We start from the raw sequence: 16,922 nt of genomic DNA on the forward strand, positions 1-16,922 counted from the left end.
TATTTTTTTAAAAATTAATGTATACGTTGAAAAAATAGGTGCGTCCAAAACCATAGAAGTAGCGGGGAGCAAATGCTGGTGTGCCGCTCGATACATCTTGATTTAACTCACGGAAGTTAGCGTTACGCGCTTGCTCAAATCCGCCGGTTTTATACCGTACATCAAAAATATTATTTAAAGTGGCAAACAAGCCTAAAGTAACGGGGTTTTTACCAGAAATTCTCCATGATTTACCTCCGGTTAAATTTACTAAAGTATATGGGTCAAACTTCTCTTGTTTCAACAACTGATCCACACGCTCTTGAGTTGCTTCTGGAAACTGGAATCCATTTGCATCTTGTGGATTGCGTAAGAAACTGTTGGTTCGTAATACCGAAGAGACATCCAAATACGTGTCGGCCAAGTAGTTGACATTAGCCCCTACCCACCAGAATTTAGGATCGCGATACTCTAATCCTACAGCATATGCTTGATTTGGGATTCCGGGTTGACGGTAGTTTTTTAATTTAGATTCTCCCAAGTTAACCAAAGTAGAGAGTCCATTTGCAGCGCGCGAATCATCATTCAACACCACATTAGGATTGCTATTGTAAGTGAACTGACCATAAGAAGCGGCTAAAGTACCTTTGATCGTTGAAGTGATTTGGTATTCCAGCCCTAATTCAGCACCGATATTCAATTTATCTAATCCTGTTACAATCTCTGCTACGAACGCATCTCCACCATCACCATCATTATCTTCAAAAGCGCCTTCGGCAAAGAAGAAAGAAGTTTCGGTTGCATTTTTAATATTGGCATAATAGGCGGTCAAACGCGCTTTAAACGTAGGGGTTTTAATTACATAACTTAAATCTACATTTGATACATTCTCACTTTCCAAATTACGAATCGGTGTATTACTCAAACGTGCATTAAAGAATACATTACGCATAGAGGGTGCTTTGGACATGTATAAACTGTTAACAGTTACGAAATGTTTTCCTGTAATTTTATAGGTAAGACCTCCTTTGAAACCAAAATTATCAAAATCAACTTTATCACTTTTACCAAAAGACGAATTGGCATAAATTCCATTTCGATATAATCCTTCTCTTTGATACGTTTTACGGCTGAAAGACTGAGCCAAATAGAAATCAACTTTTTTATAAGTAAACTTAAATTGTGAAAAAGCATCAATATGGTCTGCGAATAGGTTGTAGTTGTACCCATATTTTTCTCCTTCACCAACACGACGATTGGGATTATTCAAGTCGGGTTGTTGTGCGGTTCCCGATTGAAATGGATCCACATCTAGAAAGTGCGACCCTCCTAATAAATCGGTCAACATTTGGAAGTTTGACGATTTTAAACGGCTATAACTTGCACCGGCATTCATCACAATGTTGTCCGAAAGTTGAGAACTTAAGATGGAGTTGGCTACAATTAAATTGTCGTCGGCACGATCTTCATATAAAACGTATTTGCTTTCGGCGGCTTGACGGCCGATTTCATTTCCATTAGCATCCAAAATTGGAGTGGTATTAGCACGATACATCGCATTCCAATCGATTTGGCGCTGGGTCAAAAACGGGGCGTCCATGGCGCCTACTAGATTTGGATTAAATATACCTCCTAAACCACCGGGTTGGTAAGCCGAAGCAGGAACTACTGATGGATTATTTTCATATAATGAAGTAAAGTAACTAGGTAAATTTTGATAGTAGGTTGGATCGGGATTGGCAGTATTAACAAAATCCAAACGCGAGTTTCCTATTTTACCAAATTGATACATCATATTGGATGTTAAACGCGTTTTGTCGTTAATTTTCCAATAATGTGTAAGCATTAGTATAGGCTCATCCACTTCGCGATCTCTGGAATTTCTTTTTTCTCCATCTTGCCATCCCCAAAACGAGTTGTAGTTCAATCCGGCGATGCTGTTGATTTCATTCGTATTGGAGGAATTACGGCCACGACGATTTTGCGCATAAATGGCCGTTAAATTTAAACTATGATTGTCGTTGATACGTTTTTCAATACTAGCAAAAAGGGAATTCGCAGAATAATCAGTGCCTTCAAAATAGGCTTCTTGTGCCCAACGTCGAGAAGCCGAAATAACAAACGCCCAACCATTAGTATTCATCCCTGAAGCATGGGTGGCCATTGCACGCCAATTGTAATTAGTATTGGTCCCTGCATAAGATATTCGGGTACCTTTTCGGTAAATTGAGGCGCGCGTGTTAATTTCTTGGGTTCCCAAAATACCACCAAATGTATAATCTGAAGGTGCAGAACCCATCGTGAATTCTTGGTTGCGGGTAGCATCGTTAAGACCTCCCCAATTACCCCATTGTGGACGATTATCCAATAATTTATTCATTACCACTCCATTAATCATGGTGGTTGCATATTCGTTATCTAATCCGCGGATGCGAAAACGTGCCTGACCCCAATTAAAAGCGGCAGCTTGTTGATACGTATCCCGGGTAGCTTGCAATAAACCAGCCGTATTTTCGGAACCACTGTTATCATCATTCAAGTCGTTTTCCAAAATGGTAATCAAGTTGATTTGTTGCTCCAAGGTTACATCCTCTTCCAAAATGATCAATCCTATATCGGTTATTTGGCCTTTAGATACTTCCAAATTAAGGAGTTGATCTTTAAATCCAGTACTGCTCACTTTTAAAAGCACAGGTCCAGAATTTAAATCTTTGAAAACAAACTCTCCCTCACGATTAGTCACTTGGGTAAAGTTGGTATTCTGAATAGAAACAATGACGTTCTGCAAGGCCTTGTTCGTCTTCGCTTCCACTACTTTACCCTTAACTCCAGTACCCGTTTGAGCCACAATAGCCCAGCTTTGTAGGAGTAGTAAAGTAACATATACAAATTTTTTCATAAATAAAACAATGTTAATTTCGATATAAAAAAAGTTAAGATAAACTTAACAGCCTACAAAGGTACATTTTTTCATTATAATATTTACTTTTGACGATAAGTTTGCGCAAGCTTTACTTTAATTAAAAAGGTTTATAATGAGAAAAATTAAAAATATTACGTTGGTTTTTGCCATTTTAGCAACAACCACGCTATTTGCTCAAGGAAAGTTTGAACTTCATACGGTTGCGTTTTATAATTTCGAAAATCTGTTTGACACGATTAACCAAGAAAATAATGATGAAGAATGGTTGCCTAATGGTGCCCAAAATTGGACGCATAGAAAATATCAACAAAAATTACACAATCTTTCACGGGTTCTTTCAGAAATCGGAACCGGGGATCAGCGGAACAATAGTCCTGTAATTATTGGAGGATGTGAAATTGAAAACCGGGGCGTATTAGAAGATCTAGTCAAGCAACCTTTGTTAGCTAAAGAAGACTATGGTATTGTCCATTTCGACTCTCCTGACAAACGCGGTATTGACGTGGCACTTTTGTATCAAAAGAAACATTTTAAACCAACTAGTTATGTAAATATACCCTTATATATTTACCGAAGTATGGAGGGTAAAGGGGATAAAGATAAGGATAAAGACAAGGAGGAATCAGATGACAAAATTGAGACCGATAAATCATCGGATCGAGTTTATACCCGGGATCAGTTATTGGTTACGGGCTTGTTAGATGGGGAAGAAGTCAGTATTATTGTCAACCACTGGCCTTCGCGTTCAGGTGGCGAAAAAAAAAGTGCACCATTTCGAGAGGCAGCAGGTATATTGAATCGAAAGATTATGGATTCTTTGTTTGCTATCAATCCCAAGGCGAAAATCATTTCCATGGGCGACCTTAATGACGGCACATACAACAAAAGTGTAAAAGAAGGTATAGGAGCCAAACGCAAAAAAGAAGAGGTTAAAGAAAAAGGCATTTACAATCCCTTTGAAGAAATGTTTTATAAAGGGAACGCTACTTTATTTCACCGGGATGCAGGGGATATTTTTGATCAAATCTTAGTTTCGGAGGGATTTATCGATAAGGATTATAAAAAATTCCAATATTGGAAAGCAGGGATTTATAACAAGCCCTACATGATACAAAATTTTGGACAATACAAGGGTTATCCATTACGTCACAGTCTCACCGAGATTGGCTATAGTGATCACTTTCCAGTGTATATATACCTCGTTCGGGAAGTAAAATAAATGAAGAGTCGGCAACAGCTGACTTTTTTATTTTGTACCTTTCAATTTCTAAATTTTGTCCTATGGCAACTGCAAAACCTTTTAACTTATCGGAATGGATTGAAGACAACAAGCATTTGCTTCAACCTCCTGTAGCCAATAAAAATTTATATGTTGATTCTGGAGATTACATCGTCATGATTGTAGGTGGACCAAATGCCCGAAATGACTTCCATTATAATGAAACCGAAGAATTATTCTACCAATTGGAAGGAACAATTACCGTTTATATTCAAGAGGACGGCGAAAAAAAAGCAATGCCTTTGGGTCCGGGTGATCTATTTTTACTTCCTGCAAAAATACCTCATTCCCCCGTGCGGACTGAGGGCTCTATTGGCTTGGTTATTGAACGTAAACGAGAAAAACAAGGATATCAAGACGGACTCCTATGGTTTTGCAACAACTGTAACCATAAATTGCATGAGGTTTATTTTGAATTAAACGATATTGAACACGACTTTCTCTCCCATTTTACTACTTTTTACAACTCTGAAAAACTTCGCACATGTTCGCAATGCGGTTATGAAATGCCTGTAAATTCAAATTTTGTAAAATAGCTTTTTTTTCCATTAGAATCGCTTAATTTTGCGCCCAACAAACAAACCAAAATTTATGTCAACAATTGCACAACAATTCGGAATGACCGAAGCCTTAGAAATATTAGGAATCAAAGCCGTAAATGAAGGAACTTCAACAGGAAGTAATTGGTTTTCGGGGGGAGCATTGATTGAAAGTTATTCGCCGGTAGACGGTCAATTGATTGCCAAAGTAAAAGCCTCAACTGAAGCAGATTATGAAAAGGCAATCCATGCAGCAACTGAAGCCTTTAAAACCTTCCGTTTAATGCCAGCTCCTAAACGCGGAGAAATCGTTCGTCAATTTGGAGAAAAATTACGTCAATACAAAGAGCCGCTAGGAAAATTAGTTTCCTATGAAATGGGTAAATCCTACCAAGAAGGATTAGGCGAAGTTCAGGAAATGATTGATATCTGTGATTTTGCCGTAGGTTTATCGCGTCAATTACACGGCTTAACCATGCACTCTGAACGTCCTTCACACCGAATGTACGAGCAATACCATCCACTAGGGGTAGTTGGAATTATTTCAGCATTTAATTTCCCTGTAGCCGTTTGGTCGTGGAATACAGCTTTGGCATGGATTTGTGGTGATGTATGTATTTGGAAGCCGTCTGAAAAAACCCCTTTATGTGGTGTAGCCTGTCAAAATATTATTGCTGAAGTTTTGAGAGAAAACAACTTACCTGAAGGCATTTCATGTTTAATCAATGGCGATTACACAATTGGTCAATTGTTAAACCGCGACACCCGTGTACCATTAGTCTCCGCTACTGGATCCACGCGTATGGGTAAAATTGTGGCGCAAGAAGTAGCGGCTCGTTTGGGGCGTTCTTTATTAGAATTAGGTGGGAACAATGCCATCATTGTTACGCCCGATGCCGATATAAAAATGACCGTTATTGGAGCTGTTTTTGGCGCTGTAGGTACTGCAGGTCAACGTTGTACCTCAACCCGTCGATTAATCATTCACGAAAGTATTTATGATAAAGTTAAAGATGCTTTAGTTGCTGCTTACGGTCAGCTTCGCATTGGGAATCCGCTGGATCAAAACAATCATGTTGGACCGCTTATTGATACCCATGCTGTTGATTTATACAATAAAGCATTGGAACAAGTGGTGGCTGAAGGTGGTAAAATTTTGGTTGAAGGCGGCGTACTTTCGGGTGCCGGTTATGAAAGTGGTTGTTATGTAAAACCCGCGATAGCTGAAGCCAAAAATGAATTTGCCATTGTGCAACATGAAACTTTTGCTCCGGTGTTGTATTTGCTTAAATATAGTGGAGATGTTAACGATGCGATTGCCATTCAAAACGGCGTTGCCCAAGGATTATCCTCAGCAATTATGACCAACAATTTACGTGAAGCCGAAGCATTCTTGTCGCAAGCGGGTTCTGACTGTGGTATTGCCAATGTAAACATCGGTACTTCGGGCGCTGAAATTGGAGGTGCTTTTGGAGGTGAAAAAGAAACCGGAGGTGGCCGTGAATCGGGTTCCGATGCTTGGAAAGTCTATATGCGTCGTCAAACAAACACGATCAACTATTCGACCAGTTTGCCCTTGGCGCAAGGAATTAAGTTTGATTTATAATTTCTTTTTGGAGAAAAGAAGAAATAAGCAATAGAAAAGAAAAGCGTCCTATTTCGTAGGACGCTTTTTTTATTTATTGAAAAGTATTATTTTGTTTTCTTCACATATTGGGTAAGAATCACAATGTGTTGCCCTTCGACCCGACCTTCAATTTGATCGGCATTGTCCCAGACCAATTTGATATTGTGAACCGCCGCACCGCGTTTGGCGGTAAAGTTTGCTCCTTTTACATCTAAATCTTTGATTAACACCACCGAATCGCCATCGTTAAGGATATTTCCATTGCAATCCTTGTGAATGATTTTGCTTTCGTCTTCCTCGCCATCTCCAGTGGCTTTTGCCCATGCTAACGAATCATCATCGAAATACATCATATCGCGTAAATCGAAATTTTTTAAACGGGCTAGCATCCGCCAGGATACAATTTGCACCGGTAAATGTTCGCTCCACATACTATCACTTAATCCTCGCCAATCGTTGGGATCGGTTGTTTCAGGATTTTCGATTTGGTCTTTTAATTTTTTAGAAATCAAAATGCTGTTTTCTAAACTTTCAATAGTTTTCGGAACTACGGTATAAACAACTAAATCTTCTGTATCGCGACTAATTTCACAAACGGAGCCACTCCGGTCGTATAGCTTTTTTTCAATTGGTGTCATTATCTATAAGGTAAAAGAAGCTCCAATATTGAGCATAAATTGATTGTTGTAATGCTCATAACCATTTACATCGGTATCATAGCGGGATAGTGGAACACTGAATTCCGTATACAAACCAAATCCATTGGTGAAGAAATAACGAGCGCCAAGATGTCCACCAAAATTACGGAACCCTAAACTCAACCCGGGATAAACATCCCAGTTAGGATCTAATTTAAATACATTTCCAATATTAGCATTAAATCGCAAACGGATATCTGAACGGTCTTCAAAACGAGGTTTCGCAATTAAATAGCGATTTGCATTAAGTAAATAACTAGCCATCAATCCAACCGAAATATTTTCACCAACACCATAATCAGCAGTTACAGCTATTCCATTAGCCGCATCTTGAAAAGTAGCACCAATTTGGCCTTTTAGATCTCCTTTTCCTTTGAATGCCTGTGCTTGAATAAAAAAGCTTAAAAATAAGGCAGTGCCTAAAACAATTTGCTTCATAGTCTGAATATTGAATTTTAAACAAAGATAAGAAATACAACCTTTTGAAGGCAAAATCCTATTCATTTCTACCTTTTTCCGTAGGATACAGTTGCGTTAGAGGCTCGCTCTGCCAATAGGTTTTTGTTGCTACATCCAAAACAGTCAATGGTCCGGAAAACGCAGCACCCGTATCCACATTCCAAATACCTGCTTTATGCAGGGGAACGGTTTGTCCTATTTTGGTGACGGGTGTATGCCCGATATAGATTTCGGCGTAGAGCTTCAATCGTCTTGGATAAAATAGGCTCTCAGGAGGCAGTGTATCGGGTAAAGCCAAAGCTGTTTCCCATAACGTACGGTCCCAATAAAACATACGCGGATAGTGCTCATATTGAACCCCATTCAAGTTGGTAAACCCCGCATGAATAAACAAACGATTATGTTCGTCTAAATAATAATTTCGCAGGTTTTTTAGAAACAAAATATGCTCTTTTTTTATCGAATCACTTATCCTTTCATAAGCTAGAACAGTAGCTTTTCCCCCGTGTTTAAACCACATCCTTTCGTCTATATTTTCATTCCGAGATTCCAGCCAATCCAATAGTAATTCATCGTGGTTACCACGCAGAAAAATACAATGTTGGTGGTGTTGTAATTCGATTAGAAAATCCAAAACTTCAGGCGATTCGCTCCAGCCGTCTACATAGTCCCCCAAGAAAATCAAGGTGTCGTGAGGTTGTATCGCCGCGCGTTCTAAAACCTGATGTAAGGCGCGTACACCGCCGTGAATATCGCCAATAACTAACGTTCTACTCATGAATCTTTATTATATTTTACTTTGCGCAACACCCGCATGGCTTCTTTAAAGTTGGTATATACTTCTGACCGTTGGGTTTGCTTCAATAAAGGCTTCGCTTCTATTAATTTCTGTTTAGCTTCTTCAAATCCGTTGAAAAAACAGAGCATTAAGGTGTAGGGTAAATTTTCCAAGTCCTTTTTTTCCCGATCTGTAAGGGCTATCTCTTTTTGCATTTTCGCCAACAAAGATAAACCGGCATTGTATATATGAAATAGCATTTTGCGGTTATATTGAGGTGGCTCAAAAAGCATTTGAGTTTCAATTTTATAATACCCGTTATCAAAAAACGTCAGCTTTTGTTCTTCTAAAGGGTAATAACTGGTTTTATCGTTTAATCCCAAGGGTACATACTCTGTGATTGTAAACGAACTCTCGTCGAAACTAATCGTGACTACATCTTGAGCCGAATAGAATAATTTGATTTGCTCGTTGACCAATTCAATGTCTACTCGCGAAAAAAATTGTTTATCACGTATTTTCTTGGTTATACCTGACCAACAGATTACAAATAACTCCCTAAAGACTTTATATTTTGAAGGCATATCTTTATGGCGGTTGTTTACAAAATCAATCACACTGTCCAAGGTGTGTGCAATACTGTTTCGGGAATTATTCTCAATACGCAACACCGTTTCTAAATTTTGTTTTGAATATGGAATTTTATATTCGGAAGGAATGGAATTGCTCCCTACACGAATAAAACTCGTTTGTGCTGGGATTGTATGTATATTCTTTTTAAAGAATGAAGGTTTTGATTTTGGCCGGATGGTTACTAAACCCACTACGCGTTCTTTGGGTAAATTGGGAAAGGGAACATTCTCATATTGAATCTTTGGTGGATTTTCTAAAAAAGCATTGACCAAATTTTGTATATGACTATCATCAAAAAAATCGTCTCCAACAATTTCATTGGATTCGTCCTCAACCCCAACGACGATATATGAATTATTAGAAGGATTAGAATTAGACAATGCGCAAATATGTTTTAAAAACTTTGCTTTGCCCTCTTTAGTGTGTAAGTTCAACTGTCGCTTTTTGTCATAGAAACTACACTCATCATTGTGAGCCAGTAAATTCCGAATTAAAAGTCGTTTGTTTATCATTAAACTAAATTACTGAACACTAATTACTAGTCACTAATTACTAGTCACTAATCAAGGCACCTTATTCCCCATACTCGCTGTCCAAATGGCAAACCAATCCAAATCGGTCAAGGGCAATTCCACAGCCTTCATCAATTGTCGAATGCGTGTTATAGCGGCAGTACCGGCAACAGGAATAACGCTAGCAGGGTGTTTTAAAACCCAAGCCAACAACAGTAGATCGGCCGTTACACTATATTTCGCTTCCAGTTGTGTCAACGTTTCTTTTAAACGACGGGTTTGCTCAATATCTTCTCTATAAACTGTTCCTAAGGGATTCCAAGCCATTGGCTTAATGGAATGCAATTGCATAAAATCCAAACTACCATCCAACATGGGTTGGAAATGAGTCGCTGAAAATTGAATTTGATTGTAATGTACCTCCGTTTGTTGGCAAATTAATGCCGTTTGAGAGCTGGTAAAATTTGACAACCCAAAAGAGCGAATTTTGCCTTGTGTTTTTAATTGATCCACTGCTGCTGCAATTTCGGTGGCTTGCATTAGTGGGCTCGGTCGATGCAACAAGAGAACATCTAAATAATCGGTTTGAAGGTTTTTTAATGAATTTTCAACGCTCCAAATGATATAGTCTTTGGAATAATCGTAATGTTTTAAAGTATTGGGACGGCCTTGGGTATGTTGAATTCCACATTTGGATATCAGTTGAATTTGATCGCGCGCAATATCACTCGATTTAAAACCACGCCCAAATTCTGCTTCAGTAGTATATCCACCATAGATATCGGCATGATCGAAAGAGGTAATCGTATTTTCGACGCAAACGCAGATTAACGCAGCCATTTCAGAAGTAGTATACTTTTTATCCCAAGCGCCCCAATTCATGGTTCCGGCGATAATTGGAGAAAGGTGGATATTTTCCATGGTAACTTAAAATCTTAAAATTACGAAAATAAAATGATAAAACCGCCTTAAATACCGAATAATGAGGCAACTTTAACGGTCTGTTAACATCGGCCTGGAGATTAAATTTTCAACTTTGAAAGGTTAAAATTTATAGTTTATATTCGCAAAAAAAATAGGATTTATGGAAGATAATACTGGGTCTTTTGATATTCGAGCAATTAATGAAAAAATTGCGCGAGAAAGTGCCTTCATCGATTTGCTTTCAATGGAGATGAACAAAGTGATTGTGGGTCAAAAACACATGGTGGAACGTTTGATGATTGGCTTACTTGGTCAAGGGCATATTTTGTTGGAAGGCGTGCCCGGATTAGCTAAAACCTTAGCCATAAATACCCTTTCAAAAGCCGTTCAAGGTTCGTTTAGCCGTATTCAGTTTACACCCGATTTACTTCCAGCCGATGTGGTAGGAACAATGATTTATAATATCAAACAAAACGAATTCACAATCAAAAAAGGGCCTGTTTTTGCAAACTTCGTATTGGCCGATGAGATTAATCGAGCTCCTGCCAAAGTGCAATCTGCATTACTAGAAGCGATGCAAGAAAAACAAGTAACCATTGGAGAAACGACCTTCAAGCTAGACAGACCTTTTTTGGTGTTAGCTACCCAAAATCCAATCGAACAAGAAGGTACCTACCCACTGCCAGAGGCACAGGTAGATCGTTTTATGTTGAAAACGGTGATTGACTATCCAAAAATGGATGAAGAGCGCTTGGTAATCCGTCAAAATCTAAACGGAACCACAGAAGATGTTCGACCAGTTGTTTCAATCGAACAAATTTTGCGCGCACAAGAAGTTATGCGAGAAGTATACATGGATGAAAAAATCGAGAAATACATTCTCGATATCGTATTTGCAACGCGTTATCCTGAAAAATACCGGTTAGAAAGCTTAAAACCCTTAATTGAATTTGGAGCATCACCTCGTGGAAGTATTAATTTGGCTACTGCAGCCAAATGCTATGCCTTTATCAAACGTCGTGGCTATGTAATTCCAGAAGATGTTCGCGCGGTTGTTCACGATGTACTCCGCCATCGAATTGGTGTAACGTATGAGGCCGAAGCAGAAAACATTAGTTCGGTAGACATCATCAACAAAATTGTGAACGAAATTGAAGTGCCATAAATCAGTTGACCTTTTGAAGTAACCGTTAGCAGTTTAGTCTACATATCGTAATTGAAACTTCTGACGTACAACTTCATTGACTTACGACTCCAAATCCATGGATACCAAAGAAATTTTAAAAAAGGTTCGGAAAATTGAAATCAAAACCCGAAGATTGAGCGATCATATCTTCTCGGGCGAATACCATACGTCATTTAAAGGCCGTGGGATGACATTTTCTGAAGTGCGTCAGTACCAATTTGGCGATGATGTTCGGGCTATCGATTGGAATGTTACAGCGCGATACAACGAGCCTTATGTTAAAGTATTTGAGGAGGAACGTGAATTAACGATGTTGCTGGTGGTGGATATTTCAAGTTCAGAAAATTTTGGAACCCAAAAACAACTAAAAAAAGAATTGATAACCGAAATAGCGGCAACATTAGCTTTTTCGGCCACACAAAACAACGATAAAATTGGTTTAGTTTTGTTTACGGATCAAATCGAATTGTATATTCCACCGAAGAAAGGAAAATCACATGTTTTGCGAATCATTCGCGAACTCATCGAGTACAAGCCCAAAAGTAAGAAAACAAATATCGGTCAAGCCCTACAATTCATTTCGGCTACTCAGAAAAAAAAGGCGATTGTTTTTGTGATATCCGATTTTATTACGGAAGATGATTATGAAAAAAGTTTGAAAATCGCCAGTAAAAAACATGATTTGACTGGATTTCGGGTATATGATCATCGTGAGGAACGCTTACCCGATGTAGGAATACTAGAAATGATCGATGCAGAAACCGGAACCCAGCTAGTCGTTGACACGCATTCGATTCAAGTTCGCAAAGCGTATGAAAGCAATTATGCCAATCGGGTAAAGTTTTTTCGGGAAGTCTTTTTAAAATGCGGCGCGGGAACCGTTCAAACCCGATTAGATGAAAGTTATGTAACCCGTCTTTTGGGTTATTTTAAAGCGCGAGGATAAATGAATTACAAAGGATACATAGGGTTTGTTGTATTTTTCTTTGGCCTATTGGCTCAAGCACAAAAAGTGACTGCTACTGTAGATTCATTAAAGAAAAAAATAGGCTCCGAATTTGAAATCGCTTTAAAAACAGAAGTGCGTCAAAAAGATAAGGTCGTTTTTCCAAAAGGTAAAACTTTTGGGAGTCTTGAAGTATTAGCGTCTTACCCCGTCGACACAATTAAGAAAAATGACCGTTGGGAATTAATCAAAAAATACGGGGTAACCCAGTTTGATTCGGGCACCTATACGCTTCCTAAATTACCGGTTAAAATCAATCAAAACATGGTGTATTCAAATCCTTTACAGATTGAAGTTGCCAATGTAAAGGTTGATACGTTAAAACAAAAAATGTATGATATCAAGTCCATTACCCCCTCTGAAAATCAGTTTTCAATCCCATGGTTTTGGTTAAGCTTGGTTTTACTAATTATCGCCCTATTGGCTATCTATATTGGCTTGCGTAAAAAATCAAATCGCGAAGAAAAAACGATCCCATTAACACCGCTAAAACCTATTGAAAAAGCAGCTCAGTTGTTAATGGATTTAGATGCACAAAGTTTAGTTGAAAGGGGAGAAATCAAATATTTTTATTCGCAATTAACCACTATTGTTCGCACCTACATTGAAGAAGAAATAGAAGTCCCCGCTATGGAACGCACAACTTCAGAGTTAATCCATACGCTTCAAGAAGTGGTGCAGCAAAAACGGCTACAACTTTCGGCAGCTACTTTACAGAATTTGGAACGTGTATTGCGGCAGGCTGATTTAGTGAAATTTGCTAAAGAGCAACCCATGCTTTCGGAAGTAGAGGCCGATAAAACCCAAATTGCTAATGCCATTGTTACCATTCACGAAGCATTGCCCGAACCTACAGAAGTGACCAATGAGTTAGACGCTTGGAATGCACATCAACGCGAATTAGCGCGTCAAAAACAGGAAAAAAAGAGACGAGAGCAGCGAATTCTTTACGGTTCGTTGATTGGAATTGGTTGTTTTGCGTTAATCATGGGTATCGTTATTTCCATTTTTGGATATCAAAATGTTAAAGATGTTGTTTTGGGCAATCCAACTCGCGAATTGTATGAAGGAACATGGGTAAAGAGTGAATATGGTGATCCCAATGTAGAATTGGAAACCCCTGAAGTGTTAACGCGCGTTGAAAACGAACAATTGCCTAAAAACACCTATGCGGTAATCAAAGCAATGCGAATGTTTAGTAGCGGTTCCCTCCATGATCCTTTATATGTAAATGTTGCCACTAATTATTATAAATCACCAGCTGCGAAACCCGACACTACAGCCCCTCAAATAGATTATGACAAAGTGTTAGAGGGTATAACAAAATCATGGGAGACAGAAGGTGCGCGCAACATCTTATACAAATCGGATGGTGAATTTGAAATTGCCGATGGAATAAAAGGAACCCGCGTTCATGGAACTATGACGGTTGAGAACAAAGAAAATGGTGCGACTCATCGCAGGTATTATGAAATTATTCTTTTCAATCAAAACGGCGGATTACAACAAGTTGCCGTAAGTTTTGAAGAGGGTGATCCTTATGGGAAAAAAATCTTGCGCCGTATTCTTAGTTCAATTAAACTACAAATTTTTAATTTGAATGGATAAAGTCAGTTTTTTACATCCAGCGTTTTTACTACTATTGGTTTTGTTGCCAATAGCTGGATTATGGCTTTACCGCAAGCGTAAAAAGTATTCGACCACTCTAACCATGAGTTCGTTGAACGGCTTGGAATCCAATCTCAGTTGGCGCGCACGATTGAAACCCTATTTAATTGTACTTCGTCTTTTGGCCTTAAGTCTAATCATCATTGCGTTAGCACGACCGCGAACCGTAGATATTAGTAATCAAACCAAAACCACTCGTGGAATTGATATTGTAATGGCGATCGATTTATCCAGTAGTATGTTGGCCAAAGATTTAAACCCAACGCGTATGGAGGCACTGAAAATTGTAGCCGATCGATTTGTTGATAACCGTCCAAATGACCGAATCGGACTAGTCGTCTATGCAGGTGAAGCCTATACCAAAATTCCCGTAACAACAGACAAAGCATTAATAAAACAAGCAATCAGCGAACTCCAATATGACCCAACAGTTCAAGATGGGACAGGAATTGGCATGGGTTTAGCAACGGCGATCAATCGATTAAAAGAAAGTAAAGCTAAAAGCCGAGTGATTATTTTATTAACCGATGGGGTAAATAATGCCGGATTTATCGAGCCCGAAACGGCAGCTGATTTAGCTCGTGAATATGGAATAAAAGTTTATACCGTAGGATTAGGAAGCAATGGCATGGCACCTTTTCCTGTAGAAATGAGTCCAAATGGGACCTTAATTTATCAAAATATGAAGGTTGTAATTGATGAAAATTTGATGAAATCTATTGCCAAAAAAACAGGAGGTAGGTATTTTCGAGCGACCTCGAATAGTCGATTGGAACAGATTTATGATGAAATTAATCAAATGGAAACCACCGAAATTGAAGAATTAAAATACTATGATTTTGATGAAAAATACCGTCCTTTTGTAGTATTAGGCTTGGTTTTACTAGTGGTAGAATTACTATTGCGACAAACCCTTTACCGATCCATTATATAGCATGTTTGAATTAGAAGAAAAAATTTATTTCTATGGATTGTTGCTTCTCCCTATTTTTGGAGCGCTAGGGCTATACAGCTATTTTTGGCGTAGACGAAAAGTAAAGGAATTTGGGAATCCCGAAATGATTTCTTATTTGAGCCCAGACCGGACTCCATTTAAATCAACTTTAAAATTCATACTGTCCTTGTTGGGTTTAAGTTGTTTAATCATTGCATTGGTCAATCCAAAAATTGGAACGCGGGTTGATAAAGTTAAAAGCCGTGGAATTGACATTGTGTTTGCTGTAGATATTTCCAAAAGTATGTTGGCAACCGATGTCGCTCCCAATCGATTGGAGAAAAGCAAACAAATCGTTTCGCAAGTTATTAATCGTTTAGAGGGTGACCGAATTGGAATAATTGCCTACTCGGGGAGTGCATTTCCGGTTTTACCGATGACATCTGACTATGGTGTTGCAAAAATGTTCTTACAAAGTATGTCCCCAGAAATGATTTCTGCACAAGGAACTTCCATAGACCAAGCAATACAAATGGCGGCCAGTCGGTATTTTTCTAAAAAAGATAAGACCAATAAATTATTAATTATTTTATCCGATGGAGAAGACCATAGTAATAATGCCGTTGAAGCAGCAGAACTTGCTGACGATGTAAAAATGCGGATCATTACGGTCGGTATTGGAACTGAAAATGGCGGTCCCATAAAAATTAATGAAAATGGGGTTGAAAAATACCTTCGCGATAAAAACAATCAAGTTGTCATTACCAAGCGTGATGCCAAAACCTTAACCGAAGTGGCGCAAACAGGAAAAGGAGGTTATGTAGATGGAAACGCAACAAAAGCCGTTTTAGATTATATAAAAAACACGATGGCTACTACTGAAAAAACCGAATATGGTTCGGCGATGATGGCAGATTATCAATCTCAATTTCAATGGTTTTTGGGCTTTGGTTTTGCCTTTTTGTTTTTGGATCTGATGCTGTCGGAACGAAAAACACAATGGATTCGTAAATTGAATTTATTTAATGAAAAAAATGAAGCGCGTTAATACCTTTTGGATGTTACTACTCCTGTTTTTTTCTGGGTTATCGGCCCAGGAACGCGATAAGCATTTGTCGGAAGGGAACGCTGCATATAGCGATAAGAAATATGCTGAAGCTGAAGCAAATTTCCGCATTTCAGTTTCCAAAAACGGGAAAAATAATGCCCGTGCAACTTATAATTTAGGGACCTCGATTTATAAACAAAATCAACCCGGTGAAGCAAAGTTTAAATTTGTAAAAGCGGCAAAAGAAGCCAAATCTAAAACCGAAAAACACAAAGCGTATCACAATTTAGGTAACGCATTAATGTTGGAAAAAAAATACGATTTAGCTGAGCAAGCCTATAAAAGCGCATTGCGTAATAATCCTAAAGATGAACAGACGCGCTATAATTATGCGTTAGCAAAAAAGAAAAATAAAGAAAATCCACCACCTGAAGATGGAGGTAAGAAAAAGGATGATAAAAGCAAACAAAAAGAGAAAAATCAACGTCCAGACCAAAATAAAGGAGATCAAGAAGATCAAAAAAAGAAACCTGAAAATAATCCCAAAAACAATGGAGGGTCAAATAAACAACCCGATCCTCAACCCCGCCCAAGTGGACAAAATAAACAACGGATCGATAATTTATTGGATGCGGTCAATAACGAAGAAAAAAAGGTGCAGTTAAAACGAAAAGATAAAAATGCCCAAACTGCTCCGGGCAAACCGGAAAAAGATTGGTAGCAGGAATT

General features: G+C 38.5%; 15 protein-coding genes. 9 read left to right on the forward strand and 6 right to left on the reverse strand.

The features are described from left to right. Nucleotides 1-7: 7 nt before the first annotated feature. Nucleotides 8-2,878, reverse strand: coding sequence for a TonB-dependent receptor (locus Q0039_RS05445; protein ID WP_297510286.1), 2,871 nt, complete (start codon nucleotides 2,876-2,878; stop codon nucleotides 8-10). 136 nt (nucleotides 2,879-3,014) lie between these two features. Between Q0039_RS05445 and Q0039_RS05450 the strand changes: the two genes are divergently transcribed. The 3 genes from Q0039_RS05450 to Q0039_RS05460 all read left to right on the forward strand — a co-directional run bounded on the left by Q0039_RS05450 (nucleotide 3,015) and on the right by Q0039_RS05460 (nucleotide 6,326). Then, a complete protein-coding gene (locus tag Q0039_RS05450) occupies nucleotides 3,015-4,121 on the forward strand; it encodes an endonuclease/exonuclease/phosphatase family protein (protein WP_297510287.1) in 1,107 nt (368 codons plus the stop codon). 62 nt (nucleotides 4,122-4,183) lie between these two features. Next, the gene (locus Q0039_RS05455; RefSeq protein WP_297510289.1) at nucleotides 4,184-4,717 is read left to right on the forward strand and encodes a 3-hydroxyanthranilate 3,4-dioxygenase; all 534 of its coding nucleotides are present in this window, start codon (nucleotides 4,184-4,186) and stop codon (nucleotides 4,715-4,717) included. Between the two features lie 55 nt (nucleotides 4,718-4,772). Beyond that, nucleotides 4,773-6,326, forward strand: coding sequence for an aldehyde dehydrogenase family protein (locus Q0039_RS05460; protein WP_297510291.1), 1,554 nt, complete (start codon nucleotides 4,773-4,775; stop codon nucleotides 6,324-6,326). An 86-nt stretch (nucleotides 6,327-6,412) separates the two neighbouring features. Here Q0039_RS05460 and Q0039_RS05465 read toward each other — a convergent pair whose 3' ends face one another. Genes Q0039_RS05465 through Q0039_RS05485 form a run of 5 tightly spaced genes read right to left on the reverse strand, consistent with a single transcriptional unit; the run spans nucleotide 6,413 to nucleotide 10,348 of the window. Beyond that, the gene (locus tag Q0039_RS05465; RefSeq protein ID WP_297510293.1) at nucleotides 6,413-6,985 is read right to left on the reverse strand and encodes an alkylphosphonate utilization protein; all 573 of its coding nucleotides are present in this window, start codon (nucleotides 6,983-6,985) and stop codon (nucleotides 6,413-6,415) included. Nucleotides 6,986-6,988: 3 nt separating this feature from the next. Next, a complete protein-coding gene (locus tag Q0039_RS05470; RefSeq protein WP_297510295.1) occupies nucleotides 6,989-7,483 on the reverse strand; it encodes a DUF6646 family protein in 495 nt (164 codons plus the stop codon). Between the two features lie 58 nt (nucleotides 7,484-7,541). Then, on the reverse strand, nucleotides 7,542-8,282 hold the full coding sequence (locus Q0039_RS05475; protein ID WP_297510297.1) for a metallophosphoesterase family protein: 741 nt from the start codon (nucleotides 8,280-8,282) through the stop codon (nucleotides 7,542-7,544). Next, nucleotides 8,279-9,427: an ATP-binding protein gene (locus Q0039_RS05480; protein ID WP_297510299.1), complete on the reverse strand. Its 1,149-nt coding sequence runs from the start codon at nucleotides 9,425-9,427 to the stop codon at nucleotides 8,279-8,281. Before Q0039_RS05480 ends, Q0039_RS05475 begins: the two co-directional genes overlap by 4 nt. Before the next feature lie 51 nt (nucleotides 9,428-9,478). Beyond that, on the reverse strand, nucleotides 9,479-10,348 hold the full coding sequence (locus Q0039_RS05485; protein WP_297510301.1) for an aldo/keto reductase: 870 nt from the start codon (nucleotides 10,346-10,348) through the stop codon (nucleotides 9,479-9,481). Nucleotides 10,349-10,511: 163 nt separating this feature from the next. Between Q0039_RS05485 and Q0039_RS05490 the strand changes: the two genes are divergently transcribed. The 6 genes from Q0039_RS05490 to Q0039_RS05515 all read left to right on the forward strand — a co-directional run bounded on the left by Q0039_RS05490 (nucleotide 10,512) and on the right by Q0039_RS05515 (nucleotide 16,914). Further along, entirely contained in the window at nucleotides 10,512-11,516 is a 1,005-nt protein-coding gene (locus tag Q0039_RS05490) for a MoxR family ATPase (RefSeq protein WP_297510303.1), read from the forward strand. Nucleotides 11,517-11,613: 97 nt separating this feature from the next. Continuing rightward, nucleotides 11,614-12,483: a DUF58 domain-containing protein gene (locus tag Q0039_RS05495; RefSeq protein WP_297510305.1), complete on the forward strand. Its 870-nt coding sequence runs from the start codon at nucleotides 11,614-11,616 to the stop codon at nucleotides 12,481-12,483. Then, entirely contained in the window at nucleotides 12,484-14,151 is a 1,668-nt protein-coding gene (locus Q0039_RS05500; protein WP_297510308.1) for a hypothetical protein, read from the forward strand. Next, nucleotides 14,144-15,145: a VWA domain-containing protein gene (locus tag Q0039_RS05505; RefSeq protein ID WP_297510312.1), complete on the forward strand. Its 1,002-nt coding sequence runs from the start codon at nucleotides 14,144-14,146 to the stop codon at nucleotides 15,143-15,145. Before Q0039_RS05500 ends, Q0039_RS05505 begins: the two co-directional genes overlap by 8 nt. A 1-nt stretch (nucleotide 15,146) precedes the next feature. Continuing rightward, a complete protein-coding gene (locus tag Q0039_RS05510) occupies nucleotides 15,147-16,193 on the forward strand; it encodes a VWA domain-containing protein (protein ID WP_297510315.1) in 1,047 nt (348 codons plus the stop codon). After that, nucleotides 16,180-16,914: a tetratricopeptide repeat protein gene (locus tag Q0039_RS05515; protein ID WP_297510320.1), complete on the forward strand. Its 735-nt coding sequence runs from the start codon at nucleotides 16,180-16,182 to the stop codon at nucleotides 16,912-16,914. Before Q0039_RS05510 ends, Q0039_RS05515 begins: the two co-directional genes overlap by 14 nt. The last annotated feature ends 8 nt before the right edge of the window (nucleotides 16,915-16,922 follow it).

Origin of the sequence: Flavobacterium sp. (genome assembly GCF_027484945.1) — a bacterium.
Taxonomy (GTDB): domain Bacteria; phylum Bacteroidota; class Bacteroidia; order Flavobacteriales; family Flavobacteriaceae; genus Flavobacterium.